At 35.8% G+C, this 18,266-nt stretch carries 18 protein-coding genes; 7 read left to right on the top strand and 11 right to left on the bottom strand.

Features of this window, described 5'->3' with window-relative positions:
• Positions 1 to 17: 17 nt before the first annotated feature.
• The gene (gene rpsG, locus OM075_RS06680) at positions 18 to 494 is read right to left on the bottom strand and encodes a 30S ribosomal protein S7 (RefSeq protein WP_301189717.1); all 477 of its coding nucleotides are present in this window, start codon (positions 492 to 494) and stop codon (positions 18 to 20) included.
• 118 nt (positions 495 to 612) lie between these two features.
• On the bottom strand, positions 613 to 1,017 hold the full coding sequence (rpsL, locus tag OM075_RS06675) for a 30S ribosomal protein S12 (protein WP_301189716.1): 405 nt from the start codon (positions 1,015 to 1,017) through the stop codon (positions 613 to 615).
• A 476-nt stretch (positions 1,018 to 1,493) separates the two neighbouring features.
• Here rpsL and fabD point away from each other — a divergent pair, with 476 nt between their 5' ends.
• From fabD to OM075_RS06655, 4 genes are all read left to right on the top strand, one after another.
• Positions 1,494 to 2,378, top strand: a complete 885-nt coding sequence (fabD, locus tag OM075_RS06670) for an ACP S-malonyltransferase (protein ID WP_301189715.1) — start codon at positions 1,494 to 1,496, stop codon at positions 2,376 to 2,378.
• Between the two features lie 137 nt (positions 2,379 to 2,515).
• Entirely contained in the window at positions 2,516 to 3,256 is a 741-nt protein-coding gene (locus OM075_RS06665; protein WP_301189714.1) for a 5-oxoprolinase subunit PxpA, read from the top strand.
• Entirely contained in the window at positions 3,249 to 3,920 is a 672-nt protein-coding gene (gene pxpB / locus OM075_RS06660; RefSeq protein WP_301189713.1) for a 5-oxoprolinase subunit PxpB, read from the top strand. Before OM075_RS06665 ends, pxpB begins: the two co-directional genes overlap by 8 nt.
• Positions 3,898 to 4,833, top strand: a complete 936-nt coding sequence (locus OM075_RS06655; RefSeq protein ID WP_301189712.1) for a 5-oxoprolinase subunit C family protein — start codon at positions 3,898 to 3,900, stop codon at positions 4,831 to 4,833. Before pxpB ends, OM075_RS06655 begins: the two co-directional genes overlap by 23 nt.
• Before the next feature lie 174 nt (positions 4,834 to 5,007).
• Here OM075_RS06655 and OM075_RS06650 read toward each other — a convergent pair whose 3' ends face one another.
• From OM075_RS06650 to sqr, 4 genes are read right to left on the bottom strand one after another with little or no spacing between them, the layout of a single operon-like run.
• Positions 5,008 to 5,511, bottom strand: a complete 504-nt coding sequence (locus tag OM075_RS06650; RefSeq protein WP_301189711.1) for a DsrE/DsrF/DrsH-like family protein — start codon at positions 5,509 to 5,511, stop codon at positions 5,008 to 5,010.
• 26 nt (positions 5,512 to 5,537) lie between these two features.
• The gene (locus tag OM075_RS06645) at positions 5,538 to 5,849 is read right to left on the bottom strand and encodes a TusE/DsrC/DsvC family sulfur relay protein (protein ID WP_301189710.1); all 312 of its coding nucleotides are present in this window, start codon (positions 5,847 to 5,849) and stop codon (positions 5,538 to 5,540) included.
• A 38-nt stretch (positions 5,850 to 5,887) separates the two neighbouring features.
• A complete protein-coding gene (locus OM075_RS06640; protein WP_301189709.1) occupies positions 5,888 to 6,565 on the bottom strand; it encodes a helical membrane plugin domain-containing protein in 678 nt (225 codons plus the stop codon).
• Positions 6,566 to 6,576: 11 nt separating this feature from the next.
• The gene (gene sqr, locus OM075_RS06635; RefSeq protein ID WP_301189708.1) at positions 6,577 to 7,815 is read right to left on the bottom strand and encodes a type III sulfide quinone reductase, selenoprotein subtype; all 1,239 of its coding nucleotides are present in this window, start codon (positions 7,813 to 7,815) and stop codon (positions 6,577 to 6,579) included.
• A 220-nt stretch (positions 7,816 to 8,035) separates the two neighbouring features.
• Between sqr and OM075_RS06630 the strand changes: the two genes are divergently transcribed.
• Positions 8,036 to 8,722 (top strand): Crp/Fnr family transcriptional regulator, encoded by a 687-nt coding sequence (locus tag OM075_RS06630; RefSeq protein ID WP_301189707.1) that lies wholly within the window; start codon positions 8,036 to 8,038, stop codon positions 8,720 to 8,722.
• 101 nt (positions 8,723 to 8,823) lie between these two features.
• On the top strand, positions 8,824 to 10,218 hold the full coding sequence (locus OM075_RS06625; protein ID WP_301189706.1) for an aminopeptidase P family protein: 1,395 nt from the start codon (positions 8,824 to 8,826) through the stop codon (positions 10,216 to 10,218).
• 451 nt (positions 10,219 to 10,669) lie between these two features.
• On the opposite strand, the gene OM075_RS06620 is transcribed toward OM075_RS06625, so the two are convergent.
• Positions 10,670 to 11,335, bottom strand: coding sequence for a DUF6266 family protein (locus OM075_RS06620; RefSeq protein ID WP_301189705.1), 666 nt, complete (start codon positions 11,333 to 11,335; stop codon positions 10,670 to 10,672).
• A 654-nt stretch (positions 11,336 to 11,989) separates the two neighbouring features.
• On the opposite strand from OM075_RS06620, the gene OM075_RS06615 reads away from it, so the two are divergent.
• Positions 11,990 to 12,292: a hypothetical protein gene (locus OM075_RS06615; RefSeq protein WP_301189704.1), complete on the top strand. Its 303-nt coding sequence runs from the start codon at positions 11,990 to 11,992 to the stop codon at positions 12,290 to 12,292.
• On the opposite strand, the gene OM075_RS06610 is transcribed toward OM075_RS06615, so the two are convergent.
• The 4 genes from OM075_RS06610 to OM075_RS06595 form a co-directional block, all read right to left on the bottom strand.
• Complete coding sequence (locus OM075_RS06610; RefSeq protein ID WP_301189703.1) at positions 12,278 to 13,840, bottom strand: PAS domain-containing sensor histidine kinase; 1,563 nt, start codon at positions 13,838 to 13,840, stop codon at positions 12,278 to 12,280. The genes OM075_RS06615 and OM075_RS06610 overlap by 15 nt on opposite strands.
• A gap of 205 nt (positions 13,841 to 14,045) precedes the next feature.
• Positions 14,046 to 16,445 (bottom strand): penicillin-binding protein 1A, encoded by a 2,400-nt coding sequence (locus tag OM075_RS06605; protein ID WP_301189702.1) that lies wholly within the window; start codon positions 16,443 to 16,445, stop codon positions 14,046 to 14,048.
• Positions 16,446 to 16,495: 50 nt separating this feature from the next.
• Complete coding sequence (locus OM075_RS06600) at positions 16,496 to 17,152, bottom strand: HD domain-containing protein (RefSeq protein ID WP_301189701.1); 657 nt, start codon at positions 17,150 to 17,152, stop codon at positions 16,496 to 16,498.
• Positions 17,149 to 18,264 carry a C1 family peptidase gene (locus tag OM075_RS06595; protein WP_301189700.1) on the bottom strand — a complete coding sequence of 372 codons (1,116 nt, stop codon included), beginning with the start codon at positions 18,262 to 18,264 and terminating at the stop codon, positions 17,149 to 17,151. The genes OM075_RS06600 and OM075_RS06595 overlap by 4 nt, the downstream gene beginning before the upstream one ends.
• Positions 18,265 to 18,266: the final 2 nt, after the last annotated feature.

Raw genomic sequence — 18,266 nt, 5'->3', positions numbered from 1 at the left:
CCTTAAAGATTAGATGATTAGAATCTAAAGTGAGCGAATGCTCTGTTAGCCTCTGCCATCCTGTGCATATCTTCTTTTTTCTTGAAGGCTCCACCTTCATTGTTATAAGCCGCAACAATTTCAGCAGATAGTTTTTCTGCCATTGATTTACCACTTCTTTTACGAGCAAAAAGAATTAAGTTTTTCATAGCTATCGAAGCTTTTCTAGATGGACGAATTTCCATTGGAACCTGGAAAGTAGCACCACCAACTCTTCTACTTTTTACCTCTACAGAAGGAGTAATATTTTCTAAACCTTTTTTCCACATCTCTAATGCTGACTTTCCTTCTTTTTCAGCTTTATCAGCCATGCGGTCTAATGCATCGTAAAAAATACCGTATGCAGTAGATTTTTTACCGTCAATCATTAGATTGTTAATGAACTGTGTCACCAAAGTATCGTTGAACTTTGGATCTGGAAGCAATATTCGCTTCTTTGGTTTACCTTTTCTCATCTTTTCCTTGTTTATTAGTTTTTTATTGGCTGTAAAATTTGTGTCTTCAAAAGTCTTATCAACTTTTTACTCAACCGTTACTATTCAACTACCAATAAACAAAACAATCATTCAATTCTTACTTTTTCTTACCTGCAACTGGTGCAGCACCTGGCTTCGGACGTTTTGCACCATATTTAGAACGACGTTGAGTACGTCCTTCAACTCCTGATGCATCTAAAGCTCCACGTACAAGGTGATAACGAACACCTGGAAGATCTTTTACCCTTCCACCGCGAACAAGAACAATAGAGTGCTCCTGAAGGTTATGTCCTTCTCCTGGAATGTAGGCATTCACCTCTTTTCCATTAGTTAATCGAACCCTTGCAACCTTTCTCATGGCCGAGTTCGGTTTCTTTGGTGTAGTAGTGTACACCCTCACACAAACACCTCTACGCTGAGGACAAGCATCTAGCGCTCTAGATTTACTTTTCTCAACTAACTGGGTGCGTCCTTTACGAACTAACTGTTGAATCGTTGGCATATAACTAAAATTGTTTAAATAAAATTCTTTATAAAATGCTTATAACACGCCTCTTTCCAAATATTAAACACCCTGATTTTCAGCGCATTTTAATATATTTAGACAAAAAAGCGATGCAAAAGTACTAATTTTCAATGAATAAACACCAATTCTTTAGGTATTTTTTTTAGAAAAAGATTGTTAAAGAAATATAATCTAAAAACAATTGACTGAATGAGATATGAGGATTTGAAGAAAAAAAATTGAAAATGTTCCAAAACATCTGTTCTTTCAAATTCATTACACACAAAAACTTCATTCTTTGGGTGTTATTCATTTTTACTATATTTGCGCCGATTTATGCTCAACTTTCTTTATTTGAGCATCATAATCAATTAAAAACCTGTATTGATTTATATGTATTATCTCCCCTTGTTTCCAAGGATTCCAAGGGCTAAGCAGACCGACATATAATATTATACTAATTTTATAAAAAAATGAAAGCATTTGTTTTTCCTGGGCAAGGTGCCCAATTTGTAGGTATGGGAAAAGACCTGTACGAAAATTCAACAGAAGCGAAAGAACTTTTTGAAAAGGCAAACGAAATTTTAGGTTTTAGAATCACAGACTTAATGTTTGAAGGTACTGATGAAGATTTAAAACAAACTAAAGTTACTCAGCCTGCTATATTTTTACATTCTGTATTATTAGCAAAATCAATGGGTGATGATTTTAAACCAGAAATGGTAGCTGGCCACTCATTAGGTGAATTCAGTGCATTAGTTGCTGCAGGAGCTATGTCATTTGAAGATGGCTTAAAATTAGTTTCGCAACGTGCATTAGCAATGCAAAAAGCATGTGAGGCAGAACCATCAACTATGGCTGCTATTGTTGGCATGGAAGATGCAATTGTTGAAGAAGTTTGCGAAAGCATTGATGAAGTAGTTGTTGCTGCTAACTATAACTGTCCTGGACAATTGGTAATTTCAGGTTCATTTGCAGGTATCGATAAAGCTTGCGAAATCTTAACTGAAAAAGGAGCAAAAAGAGCATTAAAACTTCCTGTAGGAGGAGCATTCCACTCTCCACTTATGGAACCTGCTCGCACAGAACTTGCTGCTGCTATTGAAGCAACAGAATTCAACACTCCTGCTTGTCCGGTTTATCAAAATGTAAGCGCTACTCCATTTACTGATCCTGCACAAATTAAAGAAAACTTAGTAGCACAATTAACTGCTCCGGTAAAATGGACTCAGACAGTTCAAAACATGATTGCTGATGGAGCTACTTTATTTACCGAAGTTGGTCCTGGTAAAGTATTACAAGGATTGGTTAAAAAAGTTGATCGTAAGATGGAAGTTGCTGGAGTAAGCAGCTTATAATCTTTCAAAATATTTTTTAGTGAAAACCGAAAGTCTAAAGCTTTCGGTTTTTTTATGCTATTCGGTTTCTAGGATAGCTCCTTCCATCAAAGTATATTATATTTACACTTCCATATTTTTTAAAGGTAATTACTCTCATGCAAATTGATATCAATTGCGATTTAGGCGAAGGTATTGGTAACGACGAAGCCATCATGCCATTTATAAGCTCAGCAAATATAGCCTGTGGTTTTCATGCAGGTAATGATATCATCATGGAAAAGACCATTCAGCTGGCGCTGCAACATGAGGTTGCTATTGGTGCACATCCGGGTTATAATGACAAACCGAACTTTGGAAGAAAAAATATAAGCCTGTCGTACAAGGAAGTTAAAGACCTTACCAAAGAACAGATCAACATTCTCAACCAAAAAGTTTTACAGGCAGGCGCTACTTTACACCACGTAAAACCACATGGTGCATTATACAATCAGGCCTCACGCAATATTGACATCGCAAAAGCAATTGCCGAAGCAATAGCTTCCGTTAACAAAGATCTTATTTATGTTGGCCTGGCTAATTCAAAAATGGAAATGGCTGCAAAAGAATTTAATCTGAAATTCAGAGCTGAAGCCTTTACTGACAGAGCATATACAAACCTGGGGTTATTAGTTCCCAGAAAGGAACCTGGTGCTGTTATAACAAATGTAGAATATAGCAAAGAAAGAGCCCTGAAAATAGCCCAGCACAAAACGATTCAAACAATTGATCAAAAAGAAATCATCATCAACGCTCAATCACTTTGCATCCATGGCGATAATCCTCATGCTATTGCTGTAGCAAAAAATATATACGAATACCTCATTCAAAATAATATTAAGATTACTGCTCATGTTTAATATTTATCCATCGGGAGATTCAGCATTCTTATTAAAGTTTGGGAATGAAATATCGGAAGACATTCATTTACGTATTCGTGCATATTTAATACTTCTCTCAAAAAAAAGAATTAAAGGAATAACCGAGGTTGTCCCTTCATATTGTGATATACTTGTTCATTATAATCCGCTAATTATAAACTATCCCAAATTAATCAGTAAACTCAAAAAAGTATATCTGCAAACAGGTGATCTGAAACTTCCTGAACCCAAAACAGTACGCATACCTGTAGTATATGGAGGAGAATACGGACCAGACATAAATGAAGTTAGCAAACACACTGGACGGGACATGGAAGAAATAATTAACTTACACACTAATAATAAATACCTCGTATATATGCTTGGATTCACTCCGGGTTTTTGCTACCTGGGAGGAATGAATACAAAACTGGCTACTCCGAGAAAAGACAAACCATCTGAAAAAATTGCTCCCGGATCGGTTGGTATTGCAGGCTCACAAACGGGCATATATCCAATTGAAAGTCCGGGAGGATGGCAAATCATCGGAAGAACACCGCTTCATCTTTTTGATCCCTCTTCAGATAATCCCTTTTTAATTGAAGCGGGTAACTATATAGAATTTTATCCTATCACTGAAAATGAATTCAACAGCTACCTTTAAAATTATAAATCCTGGATTATACACCACGATTCAGGACCTGGGACGTTTTGGTTACCAACAATATGGTATGCCAGTTTCCGGAGCTATGGATACGTATTCTCTCAGACTTGCCAATAAATTAGCAGGCAACGATGCTCATGCAGCTTGCATGGAAACTACCTTTCTACCACCTCATTTCGAAATCATCAGCGATACCATTATGGCAATAACCGGAGGCCAAACTGAACTAACCATTAATAATATATCAAAACCGATCCATTGCAATCATCATCTTAAAGCAGGAGCCATGATACAAATGGGTCCTGTTACTAAAGGAAGTCGTGTTTATATTGCATTTGCAGGGGGTATAGATGTTCCTGTTATCATGAATAGTCGCTCAACATATGCCAGAGCTAATGTTGGTGGATTTAATGGACGTAAACTTTTAGCTGGAGATGAAGTTTTCACACTAAAAAAGAGCATAAAATTCAAACATCGCTCTATTCCAAATGAACTATTACTTGATTATAATCCGGAACAGGAGATAAGGGTTATTGGAGGTAGTGAAATGAATAGATTCAGTTTCGAGGGAATAAAAACTTTTCTGACCTCATCATATACCATTTCAAATAAAAGTGACAGGATGGGGTATCGACTTGATGGACCTGAAATTAAACACAAACAGGGAGCTGATATTATTTCATCAGGCATATGTAACGGTGCCATTCAGGTTCCGGGAGATGGCAAACCCATCGTTATGCTTGCAGACAGACAAACAGTTGGTGGATACACTAAGATTGCCAATGTAATTACTGCAGACCTTCCCTTATTTGGACAATTAAAACCATCGGATGAAATTTATTTTACACATGTAAAACTCGACTACGCACATAAAATCTTAAAAGAACGAGAAAAATTATTCAGGCACTTATAACATAAAAGCCGCAACTTAACAGCCACGGCTTTTAACCTCCCATTCTATACTAAAAGATTATACTTGCAAAAACACTACTAAAACAAAACTACATCTATCCATCTTTGAATACATTATATTCAATCACACAATTAAAATCTCAGTTATTGCAGTAAATAATCTCAAGCATCACTACTAAGTAAAAATTATTTGAGTATGCTCACCTCCACACATAGCATAAAACTCGCCCACAGTAAGCACTGCACTAACATCCTCATACAAATCTTCCTTTGTCAATTTAAACATATCCATGGCCAATTTACAGGCATAAATCTCTCCACCTCCAGCTGTAATCATCTCTAAAAATTCGTCAACAGGAGGAATATCCAACTCATCCATTTGTTTCCTCATCATTGACGACACGCCACCTTCAACGCCAGGTATAGCGCCTAACCATGTAGGAAATGCAAGTCCTCCGGGCATTCGCATGGCAGGATTTCCAACTGTGGCTGTATGTAATTTATTCATATACTTTTTTGTTATTGCATCCAGGCCAAAAAAAGTAAAAAACAGTTTAGCCTCGATCCCTTCCATCACAGCACCATTAGCCAAAACTAACGTTGCATATACATCTTCAATTGCTCCCTTAGCACATATAATGCATACTTTCTTTAAAGGTTGTTCTTCTTTCACCATCATCTCAATTCTTTACGTTAGCTCAAAACTTACACACAACTTGCTGGTTTAGGAATACCTGCAATTTTAGATGAATACTTTAGCGGTCCTCCCGGAAACAGCTGATACAAGCCTTTAATATCAACAATACCAGACTTTCCAACTTTACGAATAGTCAATACTTCTCCCTCCTTAAATTTTTCACGTAGATAGTCCAGTACTTCAAAGTGTTTATCCGATAACTCTATCCCTATTTCCTCTGCAAGAGCAGAAGCAACATCTTTATCCCATTGAGAAGGATCTGTCATATATCCCTCATCATTAACATCAATAGTTTTATTAGCAATTACCTTTTGTCCCATAACTTAAAAACTTTATCTATTAATAACCATTAACCAACTCATTGCTTTATTTCTTTATCCTTTGATAAGCGCTTCATAAAAGTGACTGCCACACCCATCATCTTTTTCATTTCGGGTTTATTCATTTCCCTCATTAATTTAAACAGGGAATATTCCGGAACTTTTTTCTGATCCATAGTTTGATAGATATCCAAGGCATTTTGAATAGACAACATCATATCCGGCTGCGTCATTTTGCGCATGGTATCCACTATAAGAACAATATGATCAGCTAACCTCGTCACATCCTCTTTGGAGTAATGAGATATTAAATTATCAATGACCTTACCCATTTCTGCAAAAAATTCGAAATAACCCTTCTTCTCAAATTCATGAAGTTTTTTCGTCATATCAATAATCGACTCTCCCACCAGCGGACCAGCATCCCTGGCAAAATCAACCGTACTTTCAAATACAGATAACATTACTGTTATATCATTAATATTATTCAGGAGTTTTAATCCCAGAAATTTTAACTGATCTATATCCAGTTCCACCTGCTGATTTTCAAGCTCAACAACTGCGGTATCATACAAATCCTTACCAACAATCTGTAGGTCAGCAAATAAATCTTCCACGCTTTCTGCTTTTCTATTTTGCTGATTCAGAGATTCAAGAACCAAATCCATCTTACGATTAAGTTCATTTATTTGTGATTGCATATTTTGATCATCCATAACCCGGCCATTTAAAAAGTAACTCTTTTTTTACCAGCCATAGTCATCTCTGCCTCCACAGGAAGCTCTTTCCCTTTCAACAACAAATGCCAGTAAATCCATCGAAACATGATTTTACCATAGTGGTTGATTTTGGTGTTTTTCAACAAACCAAACGGACCGATTCCAGGCAAAGGAAAAGTTCCCGGAAGTGGTTCTGTATCATAATTAAAATCAATTAAAGCACCTTTACCATAGCCGGTTTCGATATAACAGTTAGCATGACCATCGAAGTGAGCCGTTAACGGACGACCTTCTATTGCATTCATTAAATTGTCAAACAATATTTCTGATGCAAAATGAGCCACTGATCCGGCTTTAGATGTTGGCAGATTGGCCGCATCTCCTATCACAAAGATCTCTTCATGATCTCTTTGCTGCAACGTATGCTTATTGGTAAATACAAAATTCAAATCATCACCAAGCCCACTTCTTTCCACCATTTTATCACCCATATTTACTGGTACAATAGTTAATGTATCAAATGGCACTTCCCGCTCATCGTATGAAACCAGTGCTTTCTTCTCATTATCTATCCTTTCGATATAAAAGTCGGCAACAACATTTATATTTTTTTCAACAAGCAACTCCGACAACATCTTAGTAGCTATAGGCTTGGTAAATACTCCTGCCATTGGTGTAACAATAGTGATATCTACCTTATCCCTAATTCCTTTTTTGGTAAAAAACTCTTCTGCCAGAAACACAAATTCAAGAGGAGCTACCGGACATTTATACGGAATTTCAGTAATAGCCATTACCAACTTACCTCCCTGCCAGCTTTTAAAATGCTTCTGTAAAGCCAATGCACCTTCAATGGTATAAAAATCAAAAATATCCTTATACCAAAGCTGTTCCTTAAGTCCCGGAGTTTCTTCAGGGCATGTTTTTGTTCCTGTTGCGATAATCAGGAAATCGTAAAACAACACTTTTCCACCCTCCAGCAGCACCTTTTTATTATCCGCATCCACCTTATCAATTCCGGTATACAGAACATTTACACCCACAGGAAAAAAACTGCTCTTTGGCTTTTTAACATCTCTTTCATGGTAAATTCCAAATGGTATAAATAAAAACCCAGGCTGATAATAATGCGTACGAAATTGGTCCACAATAGTAATATCCCACTCATCTCTTTCAAGTGCGTTTCGCAATTTATTTGCCATCATGGTTCCTGCTGTACCTCCACCTAGTATTACTATCTTCTTCATGTGTTTATCATTTATCGTTAACACTTTTAATATTCTTCGCTAAGTCCTCCTCAACCAATAACGCCATCTCTTTTAATTCTGTAATATTTTGTGTATTTTGATATATCACATATGAAAGTTAACTAACTCAGTTTAATTGTATAATACATCAACAGGTAATAAATATCAGTTTATGATATATATCAATTCATCGTTATAAATAATACTTAAATCGTACCTTATGAATCAGGAATGCAGTTGCGATAAATGCGAACTTAAAGAGCTATTTTTTCATAATGTAACTTCAAAAGAAATCATGAGTCTTTGTGGAAGTCGTGTTGAAAAAAATTACGACAAGGGCGACTGCATCATTGAACAAGGAACTACAATTAATGAATTTATTTATTTAAAGAGCGGACTGGTAAAGCTATATGTAACCAACACAGATGGCAAAGAGCAAATACTATCCTTTGCAAAACCCTTTGATTTCGTGAGCCTTCTAAGTGTATTCTCTCAAAACACCTACAGCTATTCAGTAATGGCCATTGACGAATCAACAACTTGCAATATTTCCATACACGATGTAAAAAAACTATTACAAAACAATGGACCGTTTGCAATGGGAATACTTGAAAAAATGAGTAAAGTAAGTGATGCTGTTATCAACGAATCATTACAAATCAGAAAACGCAATCTACGTGGTAGAATAGCCTATGTTCTATTGCATTTTAGAAACGATATATACAATAGCGATTACTATGAGTTACCTGTTAGCCGAAAAGAAATAGCAGAATACATTGGTATGACGACAGAAAATGTTATTCGTGCGCTAACGGAGTTTAGAAAAGATGGTATCATTAAAATATTTGGTAAAGCCATTGAAATTGTATCTTACAAAAAGTTAGTGCAGATATCTGAACACGGCTAACGCCCATTTTATGAGGCCCATTATAGAAAAACAGCCATTTTACTGATCTAAAACATATTTTTGTGCCCCCACTTTCATTAAATTGCACAAAATTTAATACTATGTTTAGCAAAGATATATACATCAACAGAAGACAACGTTTAAAAGATAAAATGAATAAAGGCATCGCCCTGATTTTAGGAAATATTGATGCCGCCATGAATTATCCGGATAATACTTATCACTTTAGACAAGACAGTACTTTTCTTTATTTTTTTGGATTAGACTACCAGGGATTAGCTGCAGTAATTGATTTTGAAAGCGGAGAAGAAATACTATTTGGAAACGATTTTGATATTGATGATATTATATGGATGGGCCCACAGCCCAAATTAAAAGATAATGCACTTAAAGTTGGAGTTACTCAAACTCATCCTTTATCAAAATTAAAAGAAATCGTTAGTAAAGCTCACCAACAAGGAAGAAAGGTTCATTTTACACCTCCTTACAGAGGCGAAAACATACTTAAGATAGGAGATCTTCTTAACGTGAATCCGCTAAAGGTAAAAGAGATGCATTCAATAGAATTCATCAAAGCCTGCGTTAGTTTACGATCAATTAAAGAGCCTGGCGAAATTGAAGAAATGGAGCGTCATATGGCTGTTGCATACCAAATGCATACTACAGCTATGAAAATGGCTCATCCGGGAGTGACTGAACAACAAATTACTGGTATTTTAGAAGGCGTATCTATGTCTGGTGGCGGACCAATTTCGTTCCCAATCATCTGTTCTGTAAGAGGGGAAACTTTACACAACCATGTTCATCCCAACACATTAAAATCAGGTGATTTATTGTTGGTAGATGCAGGTAGTGAATCTCCATTACATTACGCTACTGACCATACCAGAACATCTCCTGTTGGAGGTAAATTTACCAGCAAGCAAAAAGATATTTACCAAATAGTTGTTGATACAAACAACGCAGCATTAGCCGCAACTAAACCAGGAATTACTTATAAAGAAGTTCACTTAATTGCAGCTAAAACCATGACCGAAGGGTTGAAGTCATTAGGCTTAATGAAAGGTGATGTTGATGAAGCTGTAGCACAAGGCGCCCATGCTTTATTTATGCCTCATGGTTTAGGTCACATGATTGGACTCGATGTTCATGATATGGAAGATTACGACCAAAGATTAGTAGGTTTTGATGAAGAGATTCAGCCAAGTACTCAATTTGGATTGGCAGCGCTAAGATTAGGAAGAAGACTTCAACCTAATTTTGTTGTTACCAATGAGCCTGGAATGTATTTTATTCCTGACCTTATTGATCAATTTAAATCAGAAAAGAAATTCACTGATTTCATTAACTACGAAATGGTGGAAACTTACAAAGGTTTTGGTGGAATCAGAATAGAAGATGATGTATTAATTACAGAAACCGGAAGCCGTGTTTTAGGAGAGAGAATTCCTATCAATCCGGAAGATGTTGAAGCTATGGTTCAATCAGGAAAATAACATCTTTACAATAATACAGTTGATATTTTATACAAAAGCGTCCCTTTTATTTATAAGTAAAAGGGACGCTTTTTTTGTATTACTATAAAGATACAAGCTACAAAATCGCATCTGCAATACGTCTAGCAGAATAAAGTACAAATTCTGCGAAGATATATGGAATAAAACAGCACTTGTTCAGCAAAGCGTCAAGCTTCGCTGTTCAAAACAGACCTCCATCCTATTTTAATGCAAATTTTGGCCAGAGGCCTGGGATAAACGACATAGCAAGACGCTATGCCGAACAAAGTATGATTTGTTATAACACTATAAAGTCACGAGCTACAAAAATGCACCTGCAAAACAAGATCTGAATGTCGTTGCTTTAAATAAAAAAGAGATTGCCTCGTTTTGAGACAACCTCTTTTATTGATCCGGAAGTATTTTAATACTAAGCACTGCTTAATTATCATTATGGTGCAATAACAGAGCCTACGTAAATACTATTACTAACTCTCATACTGTCATCATTGGCTATAAAAGCAAGGTAACAATGTACTTCAGTACCCGAAGGTGCATTAGGCAAGCCAATATCACCTGAACCATCCTTACGTTTAAATTTTCGCATGGTATATTTAGGTTCACAGCCATCAGCAATGCTTACCAATAATACGTTATTTTCCAATAACTGAGCGAGTAATTTATCTTCGCTTTGATCATCTTCGCTATTGCTATCAACAGACCATTTAATCAGAGCTCTGTTATCTACAAGCGCTACGGAATAATCAGCAGGTAATTCTAATGATCCCTTTGCCAGGCGCAACCTGTTATAATTTACTTTAAACATAGGATAATCACCTGTAAGCGTATAGTTTAAAAATTCAGACATGGCTTCGTTTCTGGCTGTTTTACACCTGTCGTGCATTCGGTAACCCACTTCTATAACAGGCTGTAACCTTTGCAAAAATTTTGCTGCATACATAAACCTGGCCCTGTGAATAATTTGCTTTTCACTTGCTTTCTTATTATTTGAAGCAGGTTTCGATTTCATATATGAAATACCTTTCCATGTTGATCCTATCACATTTCCTACTTTGCCGCTGAATCCACCTAAGATTCCTTTATCAATTTTTCCCATGACTTTTAATTTTAGTGGTTCTTTTTAATATTGATCGGATATGAAAAAGAACCGAGTTAAACATTGATCGGCCGATATTGTATGAACTAAAGTAGAATATGAATTCCTTTAAAAAAATAACGGTAATTTTACCGTTACTTTTTTCCTTTGTAACACATTGATTATACGTACATTATATTTTTACCCTTTCACAAGAATTGTTGATTTTGTACTCAAAAAGGGTAATTATTCCAATTTTTGTCGTTTTTGAGGAAAAATATTCCCGTTTTTGCCATTTTTTGCCAAAAATTGTGCACGTTTTGGCCTTTTTAACACTTTTTTTGTGCACGGCAACGCAAGTTTATCGCAAATCAAGGCCATTTTATCGCAAATTTATCGCAACGGCATCGCAAAGGGGACTAGACAGCTACGCAACGGCTTCGCAAATGATCGCAACCGCGACGCAACCTGTACACAACCGCTACACCATAGATTTTGCGATGATTGCACGATAAAGTGATGATGAGCGAACAGAAAACAGGAAACTTGTTTAGTAGATGGGTTATAGCAGGGTTACAATTGAGTAGTTGTGGATTAAATGAACATATATTTTAAATTGTCGACACTTATTTATTATCTTTAATCATATTTTTAATTAGATAAAAACCTTATCATATGAGTTCTGCAGGACATGTTTTGGATATGATTGCCCGAATGAAAAATAACCGGGCTCTTAAAGAACAAAATCTAAGTAAATACCAAAAAATTGAAAATGCTTATCAAAAGCATAAAAACATTCACCGTGCTTTCTACGATAAAAACAAGCTCTCAGAAAAAGAAATACAGATACTAAAAAACGACATAAAGCAAAGAATGGTAACAGACCAGAGAAATCGATTGATAAAAACGGTTCTTTTAATTTCAGTTATTTCAATAGTAACTACTATTGGCTTCTATATATTTTTAAAGGACTGGTAATGTAAAATAAAAAGTTGATCCTTCTCCAAATATACTTTCCACCCAAATATTACCCCCTAACATTTTAACATAGGCCTTACAAATAGACAAACCCAAACCAGCTCCTTCAACCTTAGTTTTTGCCGTATTTGTACTTCGTACAAATCGATCAAATATTTTTTGTCGCATACAATCTTCCACTCCCAGACCTGTATCTTTAACATAACAAACCACAGCTCCTTCCTCGCATCGATATCCAATCGTAATAATTCCTTTATCACTATACTTAATGGCATTTTTTACCAGATTGCTCAGTATGGCATACACTTTTTCAAGATCTGACCTCACAATCGTACTACCTTCATCTTGTGGCAGTTCAACTACTAATTCCAGATCTCTACAGGCCACTTCTTCTTTAAAAAAGTCATATATATACCAGAATGCTTTTGTTAAATCTACATCAGACAGTCTGACTTCGACCTGCCCTGACTCAATTTTAGAAATATCAATTAAATCATTGATAATATTCAACATTCTAAAACCACTCTTTTCAATCAGGTCAATATAATTACCTCTTTTATCACCATCCAGTTCAGGATCCTTTAATATCTCTGCAAAGCCAAGTATACCATTCATTGGAGTACGAATTTCGTGACTCATATTGGCTAAAAAGGCCGATTTAAGTCTATCACTCTCTTCTGCCCGCTCCTTAGCTTCAATTAATTCCAATTCAACTTTTTTTCGCTGAGAAATAACCTGCGATATTCCCAGCAGTAGTACAGGCTCCCCTAGCGCATTTCTCTCAGTCACCTTACCCTGTCCACATACCCATGTCCATTCACCCCGCTTTGATAAGACACGAAATTCTGCATAGTATTCTGTATTTTCTCCTGAAAAATGTGAATGCACTGCTTCCATCACTTTATCTATATCCTCTTTATGAATAAACTTTGTTGTATCCGGAATCGTTTTAGGCAATTCATCATCTGAATAACCTAAATAATAGTACAAATGGGGAGTAGTAATCACTTGTCCTGTTTCAAAATTGTTCTGAAAAACAGAAGCATGATTTACTTCGAGGGAGAGCTGCTGAAATTTTTCCAGTTCTATTAGTGATTCCTCATGTGCCTTAATCTCATTTTGCTCCTCAATAATCAACATCAACTTACCCAGGTGAGAAAGCACCGATACCAGTTTTGTTTGTTGATCTAAATCAAAACCGGGAGTGTATTGTAAGACGATAAAGCCATATTGATTTAACGAAAGAATAATATAAGATTGTTCCTTATAATTAAAGGATTTTACAGCATCAAATCCACATTGAATAGTCTTTGTAGCTGATTTTACAACTTCAGAATGAAACAGGTTTATCTCCTCATCAGGAAACAGATATACTTCCTGAAATGAATTCGTTGTATGTATTCTTTTTAATACAAAAGCATAATTACTATGTAACAACTTACTTAAAACCTGAACTATTTTACGTAGAATCCCTTCTACACTATCTTCTTCTCCCGCACAAATTACCAAGTTCAAAAGATCTTCATCACATATTGCTTTTTCTCCCATAACAAGCAAACAAATAAATCATTGAAAACTAGCCAAATATAATAATTATATCATATTCACCAACTGCTATGTAGAGAAGATTTTAGATTTTTGACGTATATATTCGATTTTTCACACATTACTTAAACGTATCGTAACCTGTAATATCAAAAAATAAACGCAATGAATCCTATTTACGTACAATAAGTGTTCAATTGAAGAAACACTAGTTTTTTCTTTTAAACAGGTCCTTCATTCTATTCAACAATCCTTTGCTTTTCTCCTTTCTTTGTTCTTTCATACGCTCTTCATATCGCGCTCTATCTTCAGGAGAAAGTTTTAACCCTGTAGTATCAGGTTTTGATCGCCTTCCGAAACGGAATAGATCAAAGATATTTCGATCCGGATCTGTAATTGAAAAATCAGCACAATCCACCATAGCAAGCATATCATTATCTAAGTCTTTAAATGGTACTCTGGTATACTTTGAATATTTCGGATCCCGTTCCACTTTTTGCATAAATAAGCCATAAATGGGCAGTGCCATATGCGCACCTTGACCAAGAGCAGTGGTTCTGAAATGAACTACCGGACTTTCTGCTCCAACCCACGCTCCTGCCAGTAACCTTGGGGTAAAACCAATAAACCATCCGTCAGCATTATCCTGAGTGGTCCCTGTTTTACCAGCAATCTGACTTTTCAATCCATAAACTGTCCTTAAGCCTCTTCCCGTACCATTTTGTACCACTCCCTGCAGCATGTAATTCATCAGTTCTGCTGTTTCTTCATCCAAAACCCTTACATCCTCCTCTTCCTGCTCGCGTTCATACAATACCTTTCCATGGCTATCTTCAATTCTAACGATTCCATAAGGTTCTTTTTTAACACCATAATTGGCATAACAGGAATATACGGTTAACATTTCCTGTAATGAAATAGTACCAGTACCTAAACTTATGGATGGCACAGCAGGCAATTTAGACTCCACTCCCATATCCTCAGCCAGACTCAGTACCTTATCAACACCTGTTTTAACCATTATTTCAGCTGTAATGGTATTTACAGAATTGGTTAAACCTCCTTTTAATGAATAGTAACCTTCATGATCACCATCAGCATTAGCCGGTGACCAATCCTGATAATCTTCGTAAACTCTTCTTTCATTTGATATATAATCACACGGACTCATTCCATCCATTAAAGCTGCAGTATATACGATTGGCTTAAATGTTGAACCAACCTGTCTGCGCGAAGTAACATGATCATATTGAAAAAACTTATGATTTACCCCACCGACCCAGGCTAATACCTTACCGTTTTGTGGATCCATCACCATAAAACCAGTATTCAAAATCTTTAAATAATGCTTGATTGAATCCAGGGGTGACAGGTTCACTTCTTTTTCATTGGGGTAAGCAAAGATGGTCATTTTACTTAACTTCTTCATCTCTGCCAAAATTTCATCCTCTGACTTACCTTGTGCTTTTAAGGTTTTATATCTATGTGAGGAGTGAAGTGCGTTATCAAAAACTGATGGGTGATTTTTCCACGGGTCACGATTCTTCCAATGGTACTTAAATTCTTTCTGAAGCGCTGCCATATGTTTTTGCACCGCCTCATCTGCATAATTTTGAAGCGTTGGATCTATGGTGGTATAAATTTTTAGTCCATCCTTATAAATATCATAATGATCGCCATATTCATCCTCTAGTATTTGTTGAACCTGAATACGCACCATCTCTCTAAAATATGGAGCAATACCTGTATTATGGTCTATTTTATGATAGTTTAATTCTAAATCAGCATTGGTATATTTTGACAAATCCTTATCAGATAAAAAACCAAACTCATTCATTCTGGTTAAAACCAGATTCCTTCTTTTCTTTGATCTTTCAGGATTTAAACGAGGATTGTATGCCGTATTTGCTGCCAACATACCAACTAAAACAGCAGCCTCATTAGGTTTTAAAGCTGATGAATGTTTACTAAAGAAGCGCATTGATGCAGCTTCTATACCATAAACATCTTCGCCAAATGGTACCGTATTTAAATACAGATTTAATATCTGATCCTTAGTGTAAACCTTTTCTAACCGGGAGGCAATAAAAACTTCTCGCGATTTATTAACCAACATCGACAACGGACCATACTTTTTTCGGGGATACAGGTTTTTTGCCAATTGCTGACTAATTGTACTTCCTCCTCCCTGTGTTTTATCGCGCAGTAATATTGTTCTGAAAAGTACCCTTCCTAAACTAATTACATCAAAACCCTTATGCGTAAAAAAACGTTTATCTTCAGTTGCCACCAAAGCATTAATAGCATGCTTGGAAATCACCTTATTTTCAATACTCATACGGTTTTGGTGATAATACTTTCCCATTAAAGTACCATCTTCAGTATAAACTTCTGAAGCAACATCATTGTCTACTTTAGCCAATTCATCGTAGGAAGGTAAACGACCAAATACGCCTAGATATACAAACAGTAAAAACAAAAATATTACAGCTATGAATCCCAATAATCCCTTAATGGAAAGCGCTATTAATTTTTTATATGATTTTTTGTTTTTAGGAGAAACCTGCTTTTTGTGTTTTTTGTGTGTTGATTGTTTTTTTACAGCCATTTAGGTGTTATTTGAGTTTTCTTTTTATCCAGCATATTATCATATAATACCTAGAAACCATCCACTCCTATTTCGTTATAAAATTGCTTAAGATAATTGAGCATAAACTGGTGGCGATCATTTGCCAAAGCTTTGCCTGTTTCTGTTTCCATTTTATCTTTCAACAATAATAACTTCTCATAAAAATGGTTGATGGTTGGACTTTCACTATTTCTGTATTCCTCGGTTGAATTGTATTTTTTAGGAGGAATTGATTGATTGAATATTTCCCTGTTTTTATTGCCCCCATAATGAAAAGTACGAGCAATGCCAATTGCACCAATAGCATCTAAGCGATCTGCATCGCAAACTACTTTCTGTTCAGGAGTCAAATCACTTTTTTTATCAAATTCTTTGCCAAAAGAAACCACACTGATAATAGTTTGAATCCGATCAATATCAATCGGACTCATTCCAATACCTTGCAGGAATTGCATCAATTCTTTTTCTGCCTGATCTTTATCAAACAATTTTTCGTCAGTAATATCATGAAGCAACACGCCGGCTTCTACAAAAAACTCGTCTGCTTTTTCTTTCTTATTAATTTCTTTGGCATTATGCAATACCCTATTTATATGGCTAACATCATGACCTGCATCAACAGATTCCATTTTATGATTTACATAATCTGAAATCTGTCTTAAAAAATCGGAGTATTGCTGATTCATTTTTTAAACAATGTCTTTGTTAAATCTTTTCCCAAAGCTTGCTTATGTAACATGATGGCCACTGTATTCATTCTCATATAGGATTCTGACATGTATAAATATCCGCCAAAATCATTCCTGTCTGTACCCCAACTATTTTTGGTTTTAAAATACAAGGTACCATTCTGATCTTTCACAATTCCTACAATATGCATTAGGTGGTCGTCTGTTGCCTGCCATGAAGTAAAAGCATTTTGGCGTGCCTCCTGAGTTACATACACTTCTTCTTGTGGTTCAAAGCCTTTAGTTTTATCAACAGGAATTAAAGCAACCCCTTTACCATGTGAGAAAAACTCTTCAGACACATCACCATCCCATACAATAGTATAACCATCCTGAATGGCTTTTTTCATTACCTCAATCAACTGATCAATAGGTAAATTGTAATACTCATCATGCGACCAGTTATCAGGAACTTCCAAATCAAATGGTTCATAAAAAGGATGATGAGTATAAGAAGTTAATTCGATATAATTATTTTTATCAATACCCAGTCCCGCTGCAAATTCCTGTGGTGAATAAGTTCGTTTATTAAAAACCGTTTGCTTTGGAATATCGCCCAGATAGTTTGAAATAATAGACTGAATATTGGTAAACCAAACTTCTGAAGGGTGTGTATCACTTGGTTTCATGTAGTTATCAAGCAATCCTTTCATGGCAGATTCAAACTCGGTATGATTATGCATTAAAGCGGTATCAGGTCTTCCCGGAAAATCACTCTCCGGAACAAAACCATGCTTTGCAATTACATTAAGCACATCATGAGCTTGCCCTCCCTGACTAAAGTTTCCCAATCCATGAAGCATCACATACTGCTTTGCTTTTTCCTGATATGCATAATTTACTATATACATTTCAGACAGATCAAACTCCGGACCTCCCATGCGGATGATTTCGCTTTCAATAAAAGAAATTGTACTAAAGGCCCAACAAGTGCCGGAATGTCCTTGATTCTTTACAGCAGTGTTTTTATTATCAAATACAGTTTCAAACTCAAATTTATCCTGAGCTTTACTTTCTGCATATAAAAGAAATAGACTTACAATTAACAATAGTGATTTTCTGATTTTCATTC

The sequence above is a fragment of the Plebeiibacterium sediminum genome (assembly GCF_026013605.1).
In the GTDB taxonomy this organism is placed as follows: Bacteria; Bacteroidota; Bacteroidia; order Bacteroidales; family Marinilabiliaceae; genus Saccharicrinis; species Saccharicrinis sediminus.
Note: the sequence above shows the minus strand (reverse complement) of the source record. Positions and strands in the feature narration are given on the sequence as shown.